This is a genomic window from Peptoniphilaceae bacterium AMB_02, assembly GCA_036321625.1.
GTDB classification, from domain to species: domain Bacteria; phylum Bacillota; class Clostridia; order Tissierellales; family Peptoniphilaceae; genus Microaceticoccus; species Microaceticoccus formicicus.
Genome location: CP143259.1, coordinates 1,039,473 through 1,059,800, shown reverse-complemented (window position 1 = coordinate 1,059,800; position 20,328 = coordinate 1,039,473). Strand labels below are relative to the sequence as shown.

Here is a 20,328-nt window from a genome sequence, read left to right as displayed (position 1 = left end):
TATCCGGTCTTTGTCTAGAATACTATTAACTATATTTTTCGATGTACTCTTCTATCTCCGAAGTAGATTCTAAACTAAGAATGTGATCTGCGTATTTCTTACTCTCTTCTATGGAATTTTTCCTTATTACATCTTTAATCTTTGCTATATTACCTGCTACTGCACTAAATTCGTCTAATCCAAGGCCTAGTAGAAGCTTTGTAGCCTTTGTGTCACTTGCAAATCCACCACACATACCGGTCCATTTACCCGCATCATGCGATGCCTGAATAACTCTTTTTATACTTCTTAAAACGACAGGATTATAACTATTGTATAAATTGGATACTTTCTGATTTCCTCTATCTGCAGCTAACATATACTGTGTTAAGTCATTGGTTCCTATTGAGAAGAAATCAACATACTTAATTAAATCTTCTGCTACAATTACCGAAGCAGGTGTCTCTATCATAATTCCTACTTCTATCTTTTCGTCAAAAGCAATATTCTCTGATTTAAGTTCCGCTTTACACTCTTCAATATACTTTTTAGCTTCTTTGATTTCGTCTACACTTATAACCATAGGTAAAAGTATGAGTACTTTTCCATGCGCTGAGGCTCTCAAAATTGCCCTTAGTTGAGTTTTAAACACCTCCGGCATATCAAAACAAATCCTAAGAGCTCTCCATCCTAAAAATGGATTATCTTCATTAGGAAATTCAAAATAAGGCAGACCTTTATCCCCACCTATATCTAGAGTCCTTATAGTAAGAGGCTTACCTTTAAGCATTTCTGCTGCACTTTTATACACTTCGTATTGCGACTGTTCATCCGGAAAACTCGTACTTTCCATGTATAGAAACTCCGTCCTAAACAGTCCTACTCCTTCAGCTCCTTGAGATATTCCAAGTTCTAAATCGGAGAGATTCCCTATATTGCAAAATACTTCTATATCTTTTCCGTCTGTGGTTATCGCTTCTTGGAACATGTATTTTTCAAGTCTTGCTTTTTCTTCTTTCATTAATTCAGCTTTTTTCAGGTAACAGGATTTAGTTTCATCAGAAGGGTCTATAATCAATATGGATTTATCAGTATCGACAATTATGTCTTGTCCATTATTAAGCTTATTAGAAATACTACCTAAACCGACAAGTGCAGGTATCCCTAAAGTTTGCGCTATTATTGATGTATGTGCAGTCTTTCCACCTAAATCGGTTACTATGCCCTCTACAAGATCCACGTTCATAGTAGAAGTGTCAGAAGGTGATAAATCTTCCGCTACAATAATTGCCCTTTCAGTCATATTAGATAAATCGGGTACTTCTATACCCAAAATTCTGTGTAATAATTGTGTTTTTATGTCTTTATAATCTGCCGCTCTTTCTTTTAAATAAGGGTCTTCAAGTGACTCCATCATTGAAATTATTTCGTCAGCTGTAGCCTTTAAAGCCATTGCTGCATTCATTTTTTCATCTTTTATTTTATTTTCTGTAGTTTCTATCAAAAAGGGATCTTCAAGCATACCTATATGTGCCATAAAGATTTCACTTTGACTTAGATTTGTTTCTATTTTAAGATTAAGATACCCTATATAAGAATCTATAGACTCCTTAAATTTATCAATTTCAGAAACAATATCATCATCGACTATCGTATGAGTTGGTACTTGTAGATTTACCTTCTCGAATTTATATACCTTCCCAATTGCTATGCCTTCCGAAGCTACTATACCTTTTACTATTCTTTCAGTCACAAGTTACCCCCTATAATTCTATAAAGAAATAGGATGTATTTTAAACATCCTATCATCGTTTTATTCACTTAATTTTTCAATAAACTCAACTAGTTTCTCTAAATTTTCTTCTTCGTTTTCTCCACTAACTCTTACAATAATTTCAGTATTTTTTGAGATTCCCAACGACATTACATTGAATATACTTTTTGCATTTGCTACTTTTCCGTCTTTTACAATTTCAACTGATCCTGGAAAATTCTTAACAAATTGAACTAAGGATGCTGCAGGGCGAGCATGAAGTCCAGTTTCATTTTTTACAATAATAGTTTTTTCTACCATTTATTTTACCCCCTTAATTTGTTTTAAATGAATACCTTATAGATATTCTATCAAATATCACTGTTAAAATCAATCGTTTCCAATGTATTTATTGAATATATACCCCATTCATAGTTTTAAACTCATAACTAATTTGATAATACATTTAATATGTTATATAATTTTGACTAATAGTAAATTGGAGGATGATATTATGGATATAAGACAATTAGAAACTTTTGTAGCTGTTGTTGAAAACAAAAGCTTCACAAAAAGCATCTGAAATGCTCTACGTGTCTCAGCCAACAGTCTCAAATCATATTAGTAATTTAGAAAAAGAGTTAGACACTGTATTATTTATTAGGACTAAGAGAAATGTAACCTTGACAAAATCAGGTAATATTCTTTATGAGCATGCAAAAAACATTATTTTAGCATATAGGACAATGACTTCAGAATTAAAGTCGTATAATCAAAATACTGAAGGTCACTTAAATATCTATGCAAGTTCTGTTCCCAGAAAATTTTTATTACCTAAACTATTAAAGGATTTTTCGGCAAAATATCCTAATGTAAGCTATTCACTCGTAAATGACGATTCTCAAACGGTACTGGATGGGCTTATGATTGGTGAAACAGACTTTGGTTTCGTAGGTATTAAAGTGGATTCTCCAAAACTTTCTTACCATCAACTTATGGAAGATGAACTAGTCTTGGTGGCATCTGAAGAACTTAGCGTTCGACATGACAAAGACATGAATATTAGTTTGGATGACATTGTAAAATATCCAATAATTATGAGAGAAGAAGGTTCCGGTACCAGATCAATATTGGAAAATGAGTTAAACCGTTTAGGTATTGATGTTTCTGAATTAAACCTATTTGCAGTAATTGAAGATCCTTCTACAATCTTACAGATGGTTGAATGTGGCTTGGGTTGCAGCGTTATTTCTAAATTTGAAGCCGATTCAATAGTAGAAAATAATAAAATAAAAAAATATAAACTTAAGGACTTAAATTTAAAAAGACATTTCTATTTCGTGTATAATACCGATATGCAGTATGTACCTATAAATAAAATCTTTAAATCCTTTATTTTGAATATGATGAAAAATAGCATCTTAGCTTAAGCTAAGATGCTATTTTTTTAAACTTCAGAACTGGATTCTCTTTGCATTATCTGAGTTGGTAAGTAGATAGTTTTATCTATTGCTTCCTCTTTTTTAAGTGCTTTTATCAATCTTCTCATAGCAACTGCACCTATATCATAATATGGTTCTTGTACTGTTGTTATAGTTGGTCTATAAATTGATGCTAGATATTCATCTCCAAATCCTACAACTGTTAATTCATCAGGCACTGTTATAGCTTTATCATAGCAATAGTTTATAAATCCTATTGCCAGATTATCCTCACTTGCAAAAACAGCCGTAATATCTTCTTTGCTTACTATGTCGACGATTTCATCGCCTAAATCATAGCCATCCGAGACTTCGTTACTTTCAACCGTAATGCTATGCGTCTTTAATCCATGCTCTTTTATGGCTTTATTATAACCATTATACTTCTCATTTCCTACTTTACTGTTATTAAATTCCTTAATGAATAGGATATCCCTATGCCCCAATTCAATAAGATAATTTGTCATTCTATAAGCTGCTTCTGAGTAATCAATACTTACTGTATAGAAGTCACCTTCATAGAATTTATCCAATTGTATAAATGGTGTATCATTTTCTTTAAGCTTAACCACAACTTCAGCATTTACATTCTCTGTTACCAATAAGATTGCTTCTGCCTGCTTTCTAAACAAGAAGTCAACGAGTTTCTTTTCTTGCTCAGAATCACCATATGATGAAGATAGTAGTATGTCGTACTTATACATTCTTCCTACTTCCTCTACCCCTCTTACTATTTGAGCCATATATGGTATTCCAATATCTTTTACTATGACTCCAATAACATTAGATCTTTTCATTACTAAACTTCTTGCCAATTCATTTCTCTTAAAATCTAATTTTTTAATAGCATCTTCAACTTTTCTTCTGGATTCCGGACTTACGGGTTTTGATTCGTTCATAACTCTCGAAACAGTTGAAATCGAAACCCCTGCTAACTTAGCTACATCTTTAATTGTTGGTGATGACATTCTTTCACTCTCCTTCAAGCTTTACATCAATTATCACTCTAAACTGCCTAGGTATTACCTTAAATTCTACAGGGAGTATCCCTCCATATTCTCCATCGATGTCAAATGGTATATCTTCAGTGGATAGTCCTGTTACTTTTAAATTATCTGTATGGAAATACAATACATTTTCGTTATCTATATGATCTCCGGTAAGTGTCTTAATAAAGACGTCGGTAGCACCTAATAAATCCGTCTTCTTAATCACTATAACATCAAAGTATCCATCCGTTATCTGCGCTCTAGGAGCTAAATTTTTAAAACCGCCTATATATGCAGTATTTGATATTATAGCAACAATGGCATCTTCCTCATATACAGCATCTCTCGTTTCAATTCTTAAATTGGTAGTCTTCGAAAAAATATCGGGGATTTTTTTAATTCCCTCTATATAGTATGCTAGCTTACCCAGTATCGCTTTGGTTTCCTTATCTACATCATGTGCTATTTCTGAAATCGTTCCTATAGCCGCTACATTTGCAAAAAAATATCCATTGATACATCCTAAGTCTACATCTACAGTCTTCTGAGCCAACACCATATCGACAAATTGAAGAGGATCTGTCGGATTATTTAGATACTTCGCGAAATCGTTAACAGTACCATTGGGTAAAATTGCCACGGGGATTTTAGATTTCATTATTCCTACCGCATTAGCTATCTCATTTACAGTTCCATCGCCACCGGATACAATGAGCAGATCGTAATTGTCTTTAATTGCACTAATTGCTTCATTTTTAGCATCATCTTTTTCTTCTGTAAAATACTTGTCAACTATATGATCCACAGCAATTAAATCAGAGATTTTGTTTAATTGTGTTTCATGATCCTGGAATCCGGAAGATGGATTTATTATAAATTTAATTTTCATTTTTACACCTCTAATGATACCATTATCTTATATTACTATAAATACTCATATTAAGCAATAAAGAGAGCTTAAAAGCTCTCTTATCGTATAAATCATAACTTTAATAAATCAGTATTTGATTTTCATGGCCTATCTTTTCTTAAGAGCAGTTTTTAACACTTGAATTATTTCGTAGAATAAAGCTAAGTAATCTGTTACAGAGTTGATACCGTATTTGATATTATCGGCGGTATCGACAACGGATGATGAAAGATAATCCACTGTAGTTGTAACACTTCCGGTAGCAGATTCAGCTTTTTCGACAATTCCGGATACCTTATTGGTAATGGAGGAAATATCAGGCTCAACTTTTGCAATCATTGCATTAGTTTGTTCAGTTATCTCTCCTATATTCTTTGTAATACCGGGTAGGTTCTTGATTACAGTGTCAAGTTCAGTTTCGTTATTCTTAACCAAGGTATTAATTGACTTAACAGTTTTGGTTAGATTTACAAACAGAATCGCTAAATACGTAAGTGCAGCAATACCTGCTAATGATAAAAGTATTAGGAATAAATCTCCTACGGTTATACTCATACCCATAAAATCACTCCTTTATTTTTCGATTCCATTATTTAGACATGTCTTTTTTTACTTTTTCAGCAGCCTTTTCTACTTTCTCAGCACCTTTTGCGATGCCGTCTTTAACATCATCTTTAACATCTTCAGCTTTATCTTTGGCCTCTTCTTTTAAATCTTCGGCTTTGTCTTTGACTTCGTCAACCTTATCTTTGACTTCCTCGCTGACATCTTTCTTTACTTCCTTAGCTTTTTCAAGACCATCTTTAATGTCTTCTTTTACATCCTCAACTAATTCTTTTGCCTCATCTTTTGCATCACTTATATCGATCATATTTCTATCAGTAAATTCTTGATACTTATCTTTTACTGATTCTGTTAATTCTTTAGACTTTATTTTAACAGTATCAGATAATTCTTTAGATTTTTCTTTAATCTGATCGCCGGCTTCGGAAGACTTTTCTTTAATTGTATCTAATGTTTCATTCAGCGTAACTTGTGCAGTTTCCAATCCTTCTTCTGCCATTTTTTTGATGTCTGCTCTTGTCTCTTTTCCGGCTTTAGGTGCAAATAATATACCAGCTGCAGCACCTAAAATTGAACCTACAATAGTTCCTGCTGCAACTTTTTTAACCTTTCGCATTTCTTCTCTTCTTAAAGCTCTTTCTCTCTCTTTTCTTTTAGCCTCTAAAATATCTCTTAAATTCACAGTTCATCACTCCTTAATATTTATATATCTATAATATAAGTATACCCATAGTATAATTTGTTTAAACTATATTATATTATCTAATTATCAAATATTAAACTTATATTTTACTTTTATTTACTGCATCAACTAATAATATAAGTAATATGTTCGTAAAACCTTGATTTTATAATAAAAAGTGGAATATAGTAAATTATTCCACTTTATTAATATTCTTATTAAATTACTAAACTTTCCACCAAAGCTTAAGAATAGCTAAGATTACTAAGAAGAAAAATATATTTATCCCAATTACTACAGGAAAGATTACTGCATACTGAGCTTTACAAAGTGCCCAAAACTCTTTTTTGGTTAATTTACCTTGCATTTTCAAATTTTTATATTTTTCGAGCTCTTTTCTTCTCTTTTCTCTTTCCTCATAATCAAATGGGTTGGTAAAAAATTTCAAACTATTTCTCCTTATAATTCTTATCTACATAATGACAACTTACAAAGTGTTCTTTGTCATATTCTTTAAATTCCGGTTTTACTGTTTTACAGATTTCCATTGCAACAGGGCATCTGGTATGGAATTTACAACCTGATGGTGGGTTAGCAGGTGATGGAATATCACCTTTTAGGATAATTCTATTTAGTTCTGCATCAGGATCAGGCACTGGAGCTGCAGATAATAATGCTTGTGTATAAGGGTGTAGTGGTGTTTGATATAAGTCATCTCTACCTGCTAGTTCAACTATGTCACCCAAGTACATTACAGCCACTCTATCTGAAATATGTTCAACTACTGATAAATCGTGAGAAATGAAAAGATAAGTAAAGTTTCTTTCCTTTTGTAGTTCAACCATTAGATTTATTATCTGAGCTTGAATAGAAACATCTAGCGCAGATATCGGTTCATCCGCTATTATAAAACTAGGATTTAAAATCAAGCATCTCGCAAGTCCTATACGCTGTCTTTGACCGCCTGAGAACTCATGAGGATATCTGTCTATATGATATGATGCCAATCCACATTCTTGTAGAGTCTCGATAACTCTTTTTCTAATCTCTTTAGGATCAGTTACGATTCCGTGTTCTTTTAACGCTTCTCCAACAATCTGTCCAACAGTCATCCTTGGGTTTAAGGAACTGTATGGATCTTGGAAAATCATTTGTATATTAGGTCTAAATTTTCTAAGTTCGGTTCTGGATAAATTATGGATATTTACCCCATCGATTATAACATCTCCGCCAGTCTTTTCATATAATCTTATCAAAGTACGTCCAACGGTTGATTTTCCACATCCTGACTCTCCTACTAGACCCAGTGTTTCCCCTCTTTTTATTTCAAAAGATACTCCGTCTACAGCTTTTACATCTCCTACATGTTTTTTGAAGAATCCGCCATAGATTGGAAAGTACTTTTTAAGATTTTCAACTTTTATTAAAGTATCAGTCATTCTCAGATTCCTCCCCATATAAGAAACATGCTACATAGTGATTATCTCCTACCTGTTTAAGTTTAGGTATCTTTTGTGTACATACTTCCATACATTCTGAACATCTTTCATGGAAATAACAATTATCAGGCATTCCTATTGGGTTAGGTACTTGACCCGGAATGGAGTATAGAACATCTTTTCTTTGATTTACAACAGGTTTGGAATTGAGCAATCCAACTGTATAAGGATGTTTAGGATTCTTAAATACGCTTCTAACATCACCTTGTTCTATAATTTTACCTGCATACATTACTACCACAAAATCCGCCATCTCAGCTACAACACCAAGGTCATGAGTTATTAGCATTATTGAAGTACCAAGCTTTTTCTTAATATCTCTCATAAGGTCAAGAATCTGTGCTTGAATTGTAACATCTAGTGCAGTTGTCGGTTCATCGGCAATTAAAAGTCTAGGATTACAGGAAAGTGCCATAGCAATCATAATTCTTTGTCTCATTCCTCCAGATAATTCGTGAGGATATGCATCAACAATTTCATTTGCTCTTGGTATTCCTACCAGCTCTATCATTTCAATAGCTTTTTGTCTTGCTGCTGTTTTATCCAAATTTTGGTGAAGCATGATTGCTTCCATAATTTGAGCACCAACTTTAAATACGGGATTTAATGAAGTCATCGGCTCTTGGAAAATCATAGCAACATCATTACCTCGAAGATTTCTAAACTCATCTGTAGTGAATTTAGTAACATCTTTACCATCAAAGTATATATTACCTTCTACTACCTGTCCTTGTGGATATGGAATTAATCCCATCAACGACATCGCAGTAACCGACTTGCCACATCCTGACTCTCCTACTACTCCGACTGTTTCGCCTTCTTTAATATTATATGATACTCCATTAACCGCTTTTACAGTTCCACCTTCAGTATAGAAAAATGTATGGAGATTATTGAATTGTACTAATGTATCTTCAGTAGCAGGTCTGCCACTGTAAGCTACAATATTCTTATTTTCAGTCATATTGTCCTCCTACCTTTTTAACTTTGGATCCAAAGCGTCTCTTAAACCGTCTCCGAATAGGTTAATAGCCATTACCGTTAAGAAAATACATACTCCGGGCGGTATCCATAGCCAAGGTCTTTGAGACATATTTATATACTGGTTAGCTGCTTGTATCATATTTCCCCAAGTTGGATACGGCGGTGCAACTCCAAGTCCTATAAATGAAAGTGCAGATTCTAGCATTATAGCTCCACCAAGTCCAAGCGTAGCATTTACAATAATTGTAGGGACGACATTTGGTATTAAGTGTCTTAAAATCTTATTACTGTCTTTAATTCCTAAAGCTTCTGTAGCCAAAATGAATTCTTGTTCTTTAAATGATAAGATTTGACCTCTTATAAGTCTTGATAGACCCGGCCAAGAAATTATACCTATTATAAACATTACGACATAGATTCTCTTACCAGGGTCGACTTTCAAGTCGCTCATAAGAGCCCCTAATACAATCAATAGTGGGAATGTCGGAATGGACATTACAATATCAACAAATCTCATTAGAATTGAATCTACCCATCCACCATAGAATCCTGAAACACCACCGATTAAAGTTCCAAGGAATACCTGGATAAGTATAACTACAATCCCAACCATCATAGAAGTTCTTCCACCGACTAATAATCTGTATAGAATATCTCTACCATTTTCATCGGTACCAAGCCTATGCTCCGCAGATGGTGCTTTGTATCTATCTACCAAGCTTGTGTATTCTACAGTATAATCCATGAACATTGGTCCTATGATAACAGCCAAAATTAAGGCCACTAAAATTAGTCCCCCGAACATAGCCAGCTTATTTTTTCTAAGTCTCCTAAAGGCCATACGCCAAGGAGATTCGATTATTTGTTTCTGTTCTCTTTTATCTCTATTTGTTATATCTGTCATCTCAGGCCTCCATTATTGCAATCTAATTCTAGGATCGGCTGCAGCATAAAGTAAGTCTGCTAACAGGTTTCCTGCCAAGGTTAACACTGACATCAAGACATTAAATGCCATAAGGAAAAAGTAGTCTCTTTGGTTAATTGATTGAAGAGCGACTCTACCAATCCCCGGCCAACCAAAGATACTTTCTGTCAGTATGGCACCGGCAAAAAGTCCCGGCAGCATAAATCCTAAAAGAGTTATTAGTGGAATCATAGCGTTTCTAAATGCATGTTTGTAGATAACAACGTTTTCAGAAAGACCTTTTGCTCTAGCTGTACGTATATAGTCTTGTCTTATTACTTCAAGCATTGCAGTTCTGGTATAACGCATTAGACCTCCAACACTGATCAGAGTTAGTACGACTACAGGTAATACCATATGCCTCATTACATCAAGCGCATCAGCAAATCCTGTAAGTTTTGAACCTGCTGTTCTCATTCCAATCAGTGGTAATAGACCTAAATCCACCGCAAAAATCTTCTGCAAAACAAGGCCGAAGAAGAATGCGGGTATTGAAATTCCTATAAGTGCAAAAACCGTAAATAACATATCAAATATAGAATATTGTTTAACGGCAGAATAAATCCCAATGGGGACGGCTATTAAGATTGCTAAAATTTGAGCAACTACAGCTAGTAAAAATGAATTCCATATATAATCTCCAATTACTGTAGTTACCGGTTTTTTAAATTGAGAAGATTCTCCAAAATCTCCTTTTAACATATTAGACACCCATCTGAAGTATCTGATATGAGTTGGATCATTCAAACCATGTTTTTCTTTAATCTCTGCTAGCCTTTCAGCTGATATTTTTACATTGGCATATTGTAAATCAATAAAATCTGAAGGCATTAAAGAGAATACTATAAATAGTATTAAACTAATACCTATTAGCATAGGTATAGTTTGTATTAATCTTCTTCCTATGTATTGAAGCATTTTGACCTCCTAAGTTATAAACGAGCCCAAACGAATTGGGCTCGTTCAAAGTTAATTAATTAATTACTCGATTGTTGCTTTCCATAGATCCCAATAAACTCTATAATATGGAGATGCTACAAGATTTTGAACTCTTGTATTAGCAGCTATCATATCAGATCTTTGATAGATTGGAATTGCAGGAGCATCTTCGTTGATTGTTCTATAGATTTCGCCCCAAATTGATTTTTCTTTAGCTTCATCAGTCTCTTTATATGCTTCTTTATAAAGAGCATCTAATGCTGGGTTTGAGTATGCTAATCTATTTTGGTCTCTGTCTGTTCCATAGATATTAGCATTGTCAGGGTTAATTGAAAGTCCCCATGCCATGAACCACATTTCAGCTTCTTGTTCTGTAACTCTATTTGATAGAGTTGCCCAGTCTACGTACTCAACGCTAAAGTCGATTCCAACTTCTTTGAAGTCTTTAATCATTTCAGGTACAAGTATTTGTTGTACTGGGTTGTCTTCCATTCCTAAGAAGTTGATTTTTAGAGGTTGACCATCTTTTTCTAAGATTCCGTTAGCATTCTTTTCCCAACCAGCTTCTTTGAATAATTCAGTAGCCTTTGCTAAATCAAATTCGTATTTATTAACGCCTTCATCTGTAAAGTATGGAGAAACTCTTGACTGAACTATATTAATTTCATTTCCGAATTCACCATAAACAGCTTCAGTAACGCCTTTTCTGTTAATTGAGTGTGCTATCGCTTGACGAACAGTTTTGTCAGCTAAAATTGGATTAGCTTTTTGGTTCATTCCTACGTATCCGTATCCATTTGTTGGGTAAACACATAGATCTAAGAATCCAGCTTTTTCAGCTTCCATTCTATTGTCAGTTGTAGCATTTATTTCCATAATATCAACATCACCTGTAAGAACTGATGAAAGTTCTGCTGATGAAGAAATTATTTTGAATATTATATTAGGAATTTGAGGTTTTCCTTGCCAGTAATCTTCGTTAGCTTCAAGAACTACTTCTTGACCTGCTGTATAAGATACAAATTTGTACGGGCCAGATCCCATTGGTGCTTCATTTAAGCTTCTAATATAAGCTATGTCAATTTTTCCGTCCGGTGCGTAGTAGTGTGAAGGATAAATTGGAACTGATGTATCAAATTTGAACAGTACATTACCTTCTTCTAGAGTAATAGTTACTTCTTTTTTATCTTCAGAAACTACGATACCTTCGATATCTTCAGCTTCACCTTTTTGGTATGCTGCATATCCAACGATTTTAGCATCGTCAAAGTTAGCAATTCCATCAAAATCTGGATGTCCCGCTAATAGGTATGCGAATTTAATATCGTCACCTGTAACAGGTTTTCCATCAGAGAATTTTACATCATGTAAAATAGTAAGTTTGTACTCTGTAGCTGATACTATATCAAGTTTACAAACATTATCGATTATGTTTCCTTCAGGATCGTTTTTGAGTGTTGTATCAAAAATTTGATCTATAATGTTTTGGTCATATGAAGTATCTCTGAAAAATGGGTTGAAAACTCCATTAAACTGTGCAGAGCCAACTACTAGAGTTTCTTTACCTCTACCTGTAGCTAATTGTGGATTAAGGTCAGGTTGAGTTGCTTTTGTCCAGTAGTCACCATCTTTTTTAGGTTCTTCAGCCGGCTCTTTCTCATCTTCCTTTTTCTCATCTTCTTTAGGCTCTTCTTTTTTAGCGTCTTCAGCCGGTTTTTCTGTTTCTTCAGTCTTCTTGTCTTCAGTTGGCGCTTCCTGTTTAGGTCCACAAGCTGCAAATACCATCGTGAAAACTAGTACTAATGCTAGAAGCATTATCCATCTTCGTTTCATACTATACCCCCTAGTTAATATTTTATATGCATGAATTCATCTGCTGTTTTTTTGGTAAATTGTCAGTTACATAAGCAAATTAATAATGTGCGGGAAAGTTCTTTTTACCATTTTAGCAATAAAAAATAGACTCGCATAGTAAATCTAAATATTGGTTTTTAAATGATTTGATTTTAATAAATTGGTCTATTCCCCATTGTTATAATTTGCTTACAAAACTGTCAACTTACCATTTAAATCGGCAATCGAGTTCTATGCACATTCTCAGTGATTGCTAACCCTTTTAAATTAAAGACCTTCTGTATGTGAAGGTGGGTTAGCTGTCAATCGTTTGCTGACGTCCGTTCATAGACGGCATGTCATCCACTCTCAAACTTCGGCTGTCCCTTATAATTAGCGTAGGTTTTATTTATTCAGGTTAACAATCTATCTGAGAACAACTTTATTATAACCTATCTCTTCCTATCTTTCAAGTTTAATGAAATCATTTTCCACTAAGACTGCTATCTAAACTATTTATGATTTAATATACTTTCTAAGTCTTTTTGTGATTTATCGCGGTATAGTATCTGTATGTCTGATGTATACTATATTGTAGATATTAAGCATCACTAAGAACAGAATTTTAACAATTGTTAAAATTCTGTAATAGTATATTTTTCAGTCTTATCTAATTCCTTTTAATTAAACATCTCTAATGATATAATCTTATATAAGAAGTGAGGTCATTAATTATGGATAAAACAATAAGTATTTTCTCTAATATCAATACCAAATCCATCTTAATAAAAGATGTTTTGGTAAGTAAGCTTTTAAATAAAGGGTATAGTGTAATCTATAACCCTTCCGAAGATGCATTATTAAACATTTGCATAGGTGGAGATGGATCTTTTTTAAGAGCGGTCCACGATTCAAAGTTTTCCCAAGTACCGTTTGTAGGGATAAACACGGGACATCTTGGTTTTTATCAGGAGATATTGATTTCTGAAATAGATACTTTTATAGACGATTTTATTAACGACAATTACAGCATATCAAAACTTGCTCTACTGCAAGGCATTGGAAAACCGAAAACAAATGAATATGATCTATATGCCTTAAATGAATTTGTTATAAAATCAAAAAATAGCAGTATAGTTCATTTAGATGTTTATATTGATGATTATCATTTGGAAAGATTTGCCGGAGACGGTCTTATCATTTCTACACCTTCGGGTAGTACTGCTTATAATTTTTCCGTTGGTGGCTCGGTTTTATACCATGAACTAAAAGGGTATCAATTAGCTCCAATTGCTCCTATTAATTCGAGAGCATACAGATCTCTTATGAACTCAATTGTAATGCCGGATACCAGCATCTTGAAAATTGTTCCCGATGTAGATGACTTAAAAAATCTCCAACTTATAACCGATGGAAATGTTACAGATACCGGAATAGCTGAAGAGTTTGAGTTTAAAATAGCGAAAAGATATATTAATAAATTGGTATTTAATCCAAGATGGTATTGGATTAATATTAAGGACAAATTCCTATAAAAAACAAGGGAAGGTTGCTGAGCGGCAACCTTCCTTATTTTATTTAATTATTTCATAAGCTTTTTGTAGCATGCTGGCCCCAATAGGCGCCGCTGTTGTTCCTCCTAATGTACCATCCTCTTCCAGTACTACTGCAACAGCAAATTTCGGATCTTCTACCGGTGCAAAACCTACATACCATGCATGAGTTAATCCCGATGCTGTTTCAGCTGTACCAGTTTTTCCTCCCGACTCAAGACCAGGAATCTGAGCAGTATGATAGTTTTCAACAACTGTCTTCATATACTCTTTGAGTGTATTTGCTATCTCAGGAGTAGTTACCTCTGATAGCACATTAGTATTTACATCTCTAACTAGTTCCCCGTCCTTTTTGATTATCCTGTTGACTAGTATAGGCCTAACCATTTTACCATCATTAGCTATAGCAGATACTGACATAGCCATATTTAATGGAGTAACAAGCGTAGTTCCCTGTCCATATGCAGCTGCAGCCAAATCCGTTTTACTCATTCCGTCTTTGAACGGTGATTTGGATACTTCCACAGGCAGGTCAAAACCAATCTTTCTATTGAACATAAATCTTTCAAAGATATCGGACATCTTCAGTGATCCAACTTCTATAGCCTTATCTACGAAATAGGTATTGGAGCTATGAACCAAAGCCCACATCATATTTATGTCTCCATGAGCTTGATGTTCAAAATTATTGATAGTATATCCCTCTATTTCAGTTTTGCCTTGATCGTTGTAGTTTAAATCAATAGTATCAGTGGATTCCATAATCGCTGTAGCAGTAATAATTTTAATTACTGAACCGGGCGTATAAAGACCTTGAGTAGATCTGTTTAATAATGGTGAATTTGAATTGTTTATCAGCGACTCCCAATCTTCAGATATGGTGTTTGGATTAAAGGTCGGGTTGGCAAACATCGCATAAATTTCACCAGTTTTCGGATTCATTACTATAATGGATCCTTTATGACCTTCCAGTAGCGAACTAGCATGTGATTGTAGTTCTACATCCAAGGTAGTTCTTAAGTCATTACCTATTGTATTTTCAATCACCAAGTTTTTAATATCATCTATCGGCGTAGTCCTAGTCATATTTAACAGTTCTGAATTAAATGATTGTTCCAAACCGGTCTTGCCATAGTCTTTTGATGTATAACCAAGAACATGACAGAATAAACTCGCAAAAGGATAATTTCTCTTCTGTTCACCATTTTCTTGATTTATGGACTCAGCGATGACAATTCCATTTCTATCGGTTATCTTACCCCTCTTATACTTGGTTTCATCTACCCATAATCTTGAGTTGTAAGGATTATTGACTATTTTTTCTGATTTTACAATTTGGAAGTATGCCAAATAAAGCACCATAAAAATGAACATAGCTACCATAGCATAAAGAATTATGATAATTCTTTTATTCTCTTTTTGCATCTGGCACCTCCAGACTCACTATATTTTCAGAAGTGTACTGTAAAACGCCTAATGCTATAAAACTTGCTAAAATTGAACTTCCGCCATAAGTTACAAAAGGCACAGTTATACCCGTTAGAGGAATTAATTTCATTACCCCGCCAAATATTATGAACGCTTGTATTGCAAAGTTTATCGAAATACCAAGTGCAACTATGGAGTAGAACTTATTCTCCTGAGATAGTGCAATTTTAAATCCTCTGTATACTAGGATTAAGAATAGCATTATAACTCCAATACCGGCAAATATTCCCATTTCCTCACAAATTGCAGAAAAAATAAAATCAGTGTAAGCTCTAGGTATTAAGTCGGGTTTCCCCATTCCTATGCCTGCTCCAAAAAAACCTCCACTGCCAATAGCAAATAATGATTGAGTTATCTGATAGCCGGTATTATCTATATCTTTCCATGGATCCAGCCAGGTGTTTACTCTTACCTTGATATGGTCAAAAAGTATATATGCAACTACAGCCCCAACTATCGCAAGCACAAGATTTATTATTATTTGTTTTTTATTCTCTTCATAAATAAATTGATTAATGAATAGTAGGGCATAAAAAATAAGTGCAGTTCCAAGTTCCGCTTGTAGGAATAACATACCTATAAAGATATAAACTGCAGCCATTAACAGATAACTGCCAACCTTGTAATTTTTTATAGTAATTTCCGAAACTTTATTATAATTTGCGTAATTATAAGCAACCAAGAATACAAGTACAATCTTGATAAACTCAGTAGGCTGTATCATAAATCCATTTTCACCACCGATTACTATCCAGTTTTGAGCTCCACCTCTAACTGAACCAAAAACAAGTGTTATCACGAATAATCCAAGTATGACAATAAAATATAATAGACCTCTCTTTTCCCAACCCTTTAAAAATTTCAAAATAAAGTATGTGGCAAAAAATCCTGCAAGACCGGCACCTAACCAGATAACCTGTTTCACAGCTAATGTCGGCTCTAATCTATAAATCATTATAGATCCTATTGAAAACAAGAGTAGAGCTATCAATAGAATATAATTGTCTCCATTGGTTATTCTAGGATTAAAGAAATTGGCTGCATATACTCCCCCAACTAAAACAACGGCAAATATAATTCTATTAGTATAGCTGACCTCAGGATGTAAGAAGAGTACGGTAATTAATGCTAAAACCTGAAAAATAAAGATTAGCTTTCTTAGAGATTTTATATTAATTACATTTGTTTTATTCTTTGATCTCAGCTCAATTGCCGAGCCAGGACTTTTTATTCTACTCATAATAACCACCATCTACAAACAAGAATTCAACTTGTCCAATATCGATGATATCCTTATCTTTTAATTCAATAGCATCATGAATTTCTTGTCCATTTAAAAAAGTACCATTTGCAGACCCTAAATCTTCTAAGAAGTAAATCCCCTCATCTTTCACGATGTGAGCATGCCTCTTGGAAATAAATCTATCTTTAATAACTATGTCATTGGAGTCTTCTCTACCGATATTCACACTATTCGATAGATAATAATGCTCCATAACTTTGAAAGGCAGTTGTTCCTTCCTATTTATAAGTTTTAAATAAGTATCAGATTCTTTACCAATGTTTTCTCCGCTTGAAATATCTAAATAAATCATTTTTATAATATTATAAATAAAGTAAAATATTATAAATACAAATATATATTTAAATATAGTAGATATCAACTCATAAAGCTGAAAATCACCGAATACTTTAATAGTAAAGATGCCTTCAAGAGTCTTAAAAAACCTCTCCATAAAATCACCTCAAATACATATTACCATATTTAAGAATAATTTAAAATATAATCCGATATTCTTACAAGATTGTTATGATATAATGACATTATCAATGCTATAATATATTAAGAAGATACTTGAAAGTATACGAAAGGAAACTTAACTTAATCATTTCCTTTAAATTTCATAAAACTTAAAATTTTGAGCTGTAAATATATTATATTCGGAAAGGAGATTTGCTGTGAAAGTACTTAGAAGATCCAATAGTAATGTTAAAATATTTGGTGTTTGTGGAGGTATTGGTGAATTTTTCAATATCGATCCAACAATAATTCGGCTTGTGTGGGTACTTATGAGTTTTAGTGGGTTTCCTGTAATTATATATTTTATTGCTGCCATGATAATACCCAAGAACCCACATTTCGGAAAATACAATATTCACAATGAAAGAAGTAAATGGTATGATGATGAGATATAAACTGCATTAATTTGCAGTTTTTTTATTTGAATTATACTCATGGTACATACGAACAATATATGTTAAAATTAAGCTGGAGGTGTTTTAATTGAAAAAATATGATATTTTTGACATAATGGGCCCTATTATGATAGGTCCTTCTAGTTCTCATACTGCCGGTGCTGCCAGAATCGGTAAGATGGCCAAAACCATATATGGTAAAGAAATAAAAAAGGTTACATTTTATCTACATGGCAGTTTCCAAACTACTTATCAAGGTCATGGAAGCGATAGAGCACTGGTCGGTGGCGTCTTAGGCTACGATCCAGATGATGAGAGACTCGTTGGATCTTTAGAAGATGCTAAAGAAAAAGGTATAGACTATATGTTCAAAACTATTGACCTAGGATATGTACACCCTAATACTATAAAAGTATTGTTTGAAGATCCTGAAACAGGTGAAGAGTTTTATATAACCGGTTCATCGATTGGTGGCGGTAAAATTGAGATTATTGATATAAACAGTATTAATGTAAGATTTACCGGAGAATACCCTACAATTGTTGCAGAATATAAAGATAAATTTGGCATGATAGCTGCGATTTCATTAGTGCTTACCAGAAATAATATTTCAATTGCCAGCTTAAGAGTTACAAGAGATGAAAAAATTGCTCAGATGGTCATGGAATTAGATCAAACTTTCAACGATGATGTTATTGAATCTATAAAATCATTCCCTGAAATAACAAGAATTATCGGTATTAAGCCATTATAAAGGAGTAAATTATGTTTAATAAATCAGAAGTATTATTAGAAATTTGTCATGATGAAAATATTAATATTAGCGAAGCTGTTTTAAGGAAACAAGTCGAAGATACCGGAAAAGACAGAGATTATTTCATCGAAAGATTTAGAGAAAGCTATCAGGTTATGAAAGAATCTTCAACTAGGGGTATTGAAAATGAAGTCATAACTATGTCCGGTATCACAGGTGGTAACGGAAAAAGAGTTAATGATTACAGAAGTTCGGGTAAAGCAGTTTCTGATGATTTTGTCTTGGAAGCTATGGCTAGGGCATTATCTACTTTAGAAGTAAATGGTGCTATGGGAAAAATAGTAGCCGCTCCAACTGCGGGTGCTTCAGGTATTCTTCCTGCAGCATTGGTTACCTTTCAAAACAAGAAGGGTTTAACTGATGACGAAATGATTAACGGTCTTTTAACTGCATCAGCTATAGGTGGAATGATTGCGATGAATGCTACTATCTCCGGTGCAGAAGGTGGTTGTCAAGCAGAGACAGGAGCTGCATCAGCTATGGCGGCAGCAGCATTGGTGGAATTAAATGGAGGCAGTGTGGATGAGGCTATAAATGCAGCATCATTTGCAATAATAAATATACTTGGATTGGTATGTGATCCAATTGCAGGCTTGGTTGAATTTCCATGTGCTCTTAGAAATGCTTCCGGAGTAACCAATGCTATAATCTCTTGTGATTTGGCAATGGCCGGTGTAAAATCTATTATTCCATTTGACGAAGTTGTAGAAGCTATGTATTCTGTTGGAAACTCGCTTCCGGCAAGTTTAAGAGAAACGGCTCTTGGAGGTTTGGCAATAACACCTACGGGTAGCAAGTTTACCGTTTCCAGCTGTTCCGGAGCTTGTACCGGAATTTAATTAAATAGGTAGCGTGACAGAATAACATAAACTCTGACACAATCCTTTTAGTTTATAGAAATGGGATTAAATCCCTCTAAGTTAGGTATTATTTAGTTATGATTTGATCATAAAAAAGGACTTATCATTGTGATAGGTCCTTTTATTTAGAACTATTTTGAAACAACCCTTACTTATTTTGGTCAAATATTATACTTCCATCTTTGAACTCTTTTATTATAGCCAAACTTTTTAAATCGTATCCTTCAGATCTTATTAGTTCTCCGCCTTTTTGGAATCCTTTTTCAATCGCTATTCCTATACCTGCCACTTTGGCTCCCGCCTGTTCAACTATATCTATCAGACCTTTTAATGCTTCCCCATTTGCTAAAAAATCGTCTATTATAAGCACATTATCCCCACTGTTAAGCATCCTCTTATCAACTCTTACTGTATATGTGGTTTTTTTCGTATAAGAGTAAACCTTAGTTTCATAGCAGTTTTCAGATAGTGTTTTGGAAATCGTCTTTTTGGCAAATAGTACAGGTACCTGAAAAATATATCCTGTAGTTACAGCAAGTCCAATACCGGAAACTTCAATAGTAATTATTTTGGTTATATTTTTGTCTTTGAAGTAGTCGTAGTATTCCTTGCCCATTTCCATAAATAAACCCGGGTCTATCATATGATTTATGAAATTGTCTACTTTTAAGATATTGCCATCTAATACAGTTCCATCTCTAAGTATTCGTTCTTTTAATGATTGCATCCGATATCTCCATTTTTAAAATTATTAATCAAATTTAATTACTGTCACTTCTAATAATACTTCACTCTTTCATTAAATGCAAATATGTAGTATAATGAATGATGATGTGGGGG

Annotated in this window: 21 protein-coding genes; 5 read left to right on the top strand and 16 right to left on the bottom strand. The window is 33.8% G+C overall.

Annotated elements, in window-relative coordinates:
• Positions 1-25 precede the first annotated feature (25 nt).
• Positions 26-1,732: a phosphoenolpyruvate--protein phosphotransferase gene (ptsP, locus tag VZL98_05205; GenBank protein ID WVH64329.1), complete on the bottom strand. Its 1,707-nt coding sequence runs from the start codon at positions 1,730-1,732 to the stop codon at positions 26-28.
• Positions 1,733-1,792: 60 nt separating this feature from the next.
• Positions 1,793-2,053 (bottom strand): HPr family phosphocarrier protein, encoded by a 261-nt coding sequence (locus VZL98_05200; protein WVH64328.1) that lies wholly within the window; start codon positions 2,051-2,053, stop codon positions 1,793-1,795.
• Between the two features lie 230 nt (positions 2,054-2,283).
• Between VZL98_05200 and VZL98_05195 the strand changes: the two genes are divergently transcribed.
• Positions 2,284-3,162: a selenium metabolism-associated LysR family transcriptional regulator gene (locus VZL98_05195; protein ID WVH64327.1), complete on the top strand. Its 879-nt coding sequence runs from the start codon at positions 2,284-2,286 to the stop codon at positions 3,160-3,162.
• 17 nt (positions 3,163-3,179) lie between these two features.
• On the opposite strand, the gene VZL98_05190 is transcribed toward VZL98_05195, so the two are convergent.
• From VZL98_05190 to VZL98_05145, 10 genes are all read right to left on the bottom strand, one after another.
• Positions 3,180-4,181, bottom strand: coding sequence for a LacI family DNA-binding transcriptional regulator (locus VZL98_05190; GenBank protein WVH64326.1), 1,002 nt, complete (start codon positions 4,179-4,181; stop codon positions 3,180-3,182).
• A gap of 4 nt (positions 4,182-4,185) precedes the next feature.
• Positions 4,186-5,091, bottom strand: coding sequence for a diacylglycerol kinase family protein (locus VZL98_05185; GenBank protein ID WVH64325.1), 906 nt, complete (start codon positions 5,089-5,091; stop codon positions 4,186-4,188).
• Positions 5,092-5,220: 129 nt separating this feature from the next.
• On the bottom strand, positions 5,221-5,673 hold the full coding sequence (locus VZL98_05180) for a hypothetical protein (GenBank protein ID WVH64324.1): 453 nt from the start codon (positions 5,671-5,673) through the stop codon (positions 5,221-5,223).
• A 28-nt stretch (positions 5,674-5,701) separates the two neighbouring features.
• Positions 5,702-6,358 carry a YtxH domain-containing protein gene (locus VZL98_05175; GenBank protein WVH64323.1) on the bottom strand — a complete coding sequence of 219 codons (657 nt, stop codon included), beginning with the start codon at positions 6,356-6,358 and terminating at the stop codon, positions 5,702-5,704.
• A 226-nt stretch (positions 6,359-6,584) separates the two neighbouring features.
• Positions 6,585-6,806 (bottom strand): hypothetical protein, encoded by a 222-nt coding sequence (locus VZL98_05170; protein WVH64322.1) that lies wholly within the window; start codon positions 6,804-6,806, stop codon positions 6,585-6,587.
• A gap of 1 nt (position 6,807) precedes the next feature.
• Positions 6,808-7,797, bottom strand: coding sequence for a dipeptide ABC transporter ATP-binding protein (locus tag VZL98_05165; protein ID WVH64321.1), 990 nt, complete (start codon positions 7,795-7,797; stop codon positions 6,808-6,810).
• A complete protein-coding gene (locus VZL98_05160) occupies positions 7,790-8,821 on the bottom strand; it encodes an ABC transporter ATP-binding protein (protein ID WVH64320.1) in 1,032 nt (343 codons plus the stop codon). The genes VZL98_05165 and VZL98_05160 overlap by 8 nt, the downstream gene beginning before the upstream one ends.
• Positions 8,822-8,830: 9 nt before the next feature.
• Entirely contained in the window at positions 8,831-9,745 is a 915-nt protein-coding gene (gene opp4C / locus VZL98_05155; protein WVH64319.1) for an oligopeptide ABC transporter permease, read from the bottom strand.
• Between the two features lie 12 nt (positions 9,746-9,757).
• On the bottom strand, positions 9,758-10,723 hold the full coding sequence (locus VZL98_05150; protein ID WVH64318.1) for an ABC transporter permease: 966 nt from the start codon (positions 10,721-10,723) through the stop codon (positions 9,758-9,760).
• Between the two features lie 63 nt (positions 10,724-10,786).
• Positions 10,787-12,577, bottom strand: coding sequence for an ABC transporter substrate-binding protein (locus VZL98_05145; protein WVH64317.1), 1,791 nt, complete (start codon positions 12,575-12,577; stop codon positions 10,787-10,789).
• 734 nt (positions 12,578-13,311) lie between these two features.
• Here VZL98_05145 and VZL98_05140 point away from each other — a divergent pair.
• Positions 13,312-14,112 carry an NAD(+)/NADH kinase gene (locus VZL98_05140; GenBank protein ID WVH64316.1) on the top strand — a complete coding sequence of 267 codons (801 nt, stop codon included), beginning with the start codon at positions 13,312-13,314 and terminating at the stop codon, positions 14,110-14,112.
• Positions 14,113-14,151: 39 nt separating this feature from the next.
• Here VZL98_05140 and VZL98_05135 read toward each other — a convergent pair whose 3' ends face one another.
• From VZL98_05135 to VZL98_05125, 3 genes are read right to left on the bottom strand one after another with little or no spacing between them, the layout of a single operon-like run.
• Entirely contained in the window at positions 14,152-15,555 is a 1,404-nt protein-coding gene (locus tag VZL98_05135; protein WVH64315.1) for a penicillin-binding transpeptidase domain-containing protein, read from the bottom strand.
• A complete protein-coding gene (locus VZL98_05130) occupies positions 15,539-16,858 on the bottom strand; it encodes an FtsW/RodA/SpoVE family cell cycle protein (protein ID WVH64314.1) in 1,320 nt (439 codons plus the stop codon). Before VZL98_05130 ends, VZL98_05135 begins: the two co-directional genes overlap by 17 nt.
• On the bottom strand, positions 16,851-17,354 hold the full coding sequence (locus VZL98_05125; GenBank protein ID WVH64313.1) for an FHA domain-containing protein: 504 nt from the start codon (positions 17,352-17,354) through the stop codon (positions 16,851-16,853). The genes VZL98_05130 and VZL98_05125 overlap by 8 nt, the downstream gene beginning before the upstream one ends.
• 223 nt (positions 17,355-17,577) lie before the next feature.
• Here VZL98_05125 and VZL98_05120 point away from each other — a divergent pair, with 223 nt between their 5' ends.
• The 3 genes from VZL98_05120 (at position 17,578) to sdaAA (ending at position 19,467) form a co-directional block, all read left to right on the top strand.
• Positions 17,578-17,814, top strand: a complete 237-nt coding sequence (locus VZL98_05120; GenBank protein ID WVH64312.1) for a PspC domain-containing protein — start codon at positions 17,578-17,580, stop codon at positions 17,812-17,814.
• An 88-nt stretch (positions 17,815-17,902) separates the two neighbouring features.
• Positions 17,903-18,568 carry an L-serine ammonia-lyase, iron-sulfur-dependent subunit beta gene (gene sdaAB / locus VZL98_05115; protein ID WVH64311.1) on the top strand — a complete coding sequence of 222 codons (666 nt, stop codon included), beginning with the start codon at positions 17,903-17,905 and terminating at the stop codon, positions 18,566-18,568.
• Positions 18,569-18,579: 11 nt separating this feature from the next.
• Entirely contained in the window at positions 18,580-19,467 is an 888-nt protein-coding gene (gene sdaAA / locus VZL98_05110) for an L-serine ammonia-lyase, iron-sulfur-dependent, subunit alpha (protein ID WVH64310.1), read from the top strand.
• 169 nt (positions 19,468-19,636) lie between these two features.
• Here the strand turns inward: sdaAA and VZL98_05105 are convergent, their stop codons facing one another.
• Positions 19,637-20,215 carry a xanthine phosphoribosyltransferase gene (locus VZL98_05105; GenBank protein ID WVH64309.1) on the bottom strand — a complete coding sequence of 193 codons (579 nt, stop codon included), beginning with the start codon at positions 20,213-20,215 and terminating at the stop codon, positions 19,637-19,639.
• Positions 20,216-20,328 lie beyond the last annotated feature (113 nt).

Bases quoted from the DNA above. Each gene is read 5' to 3' on its own strand.
- VZL98_05200 (WVH64328.1), bottom strand. From the start codon at position 2,053: ATGGTAGAAAAAACTATTATTGTAAAAAATGAAACTGGACTTCATGCT.
- VZL98_05190 (WVH64326.1), bottom strand. From the start codon at position 4,181: ATGTCATCACCAACAATTAAAGATGTAGCTAAGTTAGCAGGGGTTTCG.
- VZL98_05185 (WVH64325.1), bottom strand. From the start codon at position 5,091: ATGAAAATTAAATTTATAATAAATCCATCTTCCGGATTCCAGGATCAT.
- VZL98_05180 (WVH64324.1), bottom strand. From the start codon at position 5,673: ATGGGTATGAGTATAACCGTAGGAGATTTATTCCTAATACTTTTATCA.
- VZL98_05165 (WVH64321.1), bottom strand. From the start codon at position 7,797: ATGACTGATACTTTAATAAAAGTTGAAAATCTTAAAAAGTACTTTCCA.
- VZL98_05160 (WVH64320.1), bottom strand. From the start codon at position 8,821: ATGACTGAAAATAAGAATATTGTAGCTTACAGTGGCAGACCTGCTACT.
- opp4C (WVH64319.1), bottom strand. From the start codon at position 9,745: ATGACAGATATAACAAATAGAGATAAAAGAGAACAGAAACAAATAATC.
- VZL98_05150 (WVH64318.1), bottom strand. From the start codon at position 10,723: ATGCTTCAATACATAGGAAGAAGATTAATACAAACTATACCTATGCTA.
- VZL98_05145 (WVH64317.1), bottom strand. From the start codon at position 12,577: ATGAAACGAAGATGGATAATGCTTCTAGCATTAGTACTAGTTTTCACG.
- VZL98_05140 (WVH64316.1), top strand. From the start codon at position 13,312: ATGGATAAAACAATAAGTATTTTCTCTAATATCAATACCAAATCCATC.
- VZL98_05135 (WVH64315.1), bottom strand. From the start codon at position 15,555: ATGCAAAAAGAGAATAAAAGAATTATCATAATTCTTTATGCTATGGTA.
- VZL98_05130 (WVH64314.1), bottom strand. From the start codon at position 16,858: ATGAGTAGAATAAAAAGTCCTGGCTCGGCAATTGAGCTGAGATCAAAG.
- VZL98_05125 (WVH64313.1), bottom strand. From the start codon at position 17,354: ATGGAGAGGTTTTTTAAGACTCTTGAAGGCATCTTTACTATTAAAGTA.
- sdaAA (WVH64310.1), top strand. From the start codon at position 18,580: ATGTTTAATAAATCAGAAGTATTATTAGAAATTTGTCATGATGAAAAT.
- VZL98_05105 (WVH64309.1), bottom strand. From the start codon at position 20,215: ATGCAATCATTAAAAGAACGAATACTTAGAGATGGAACTGTATTAGAT.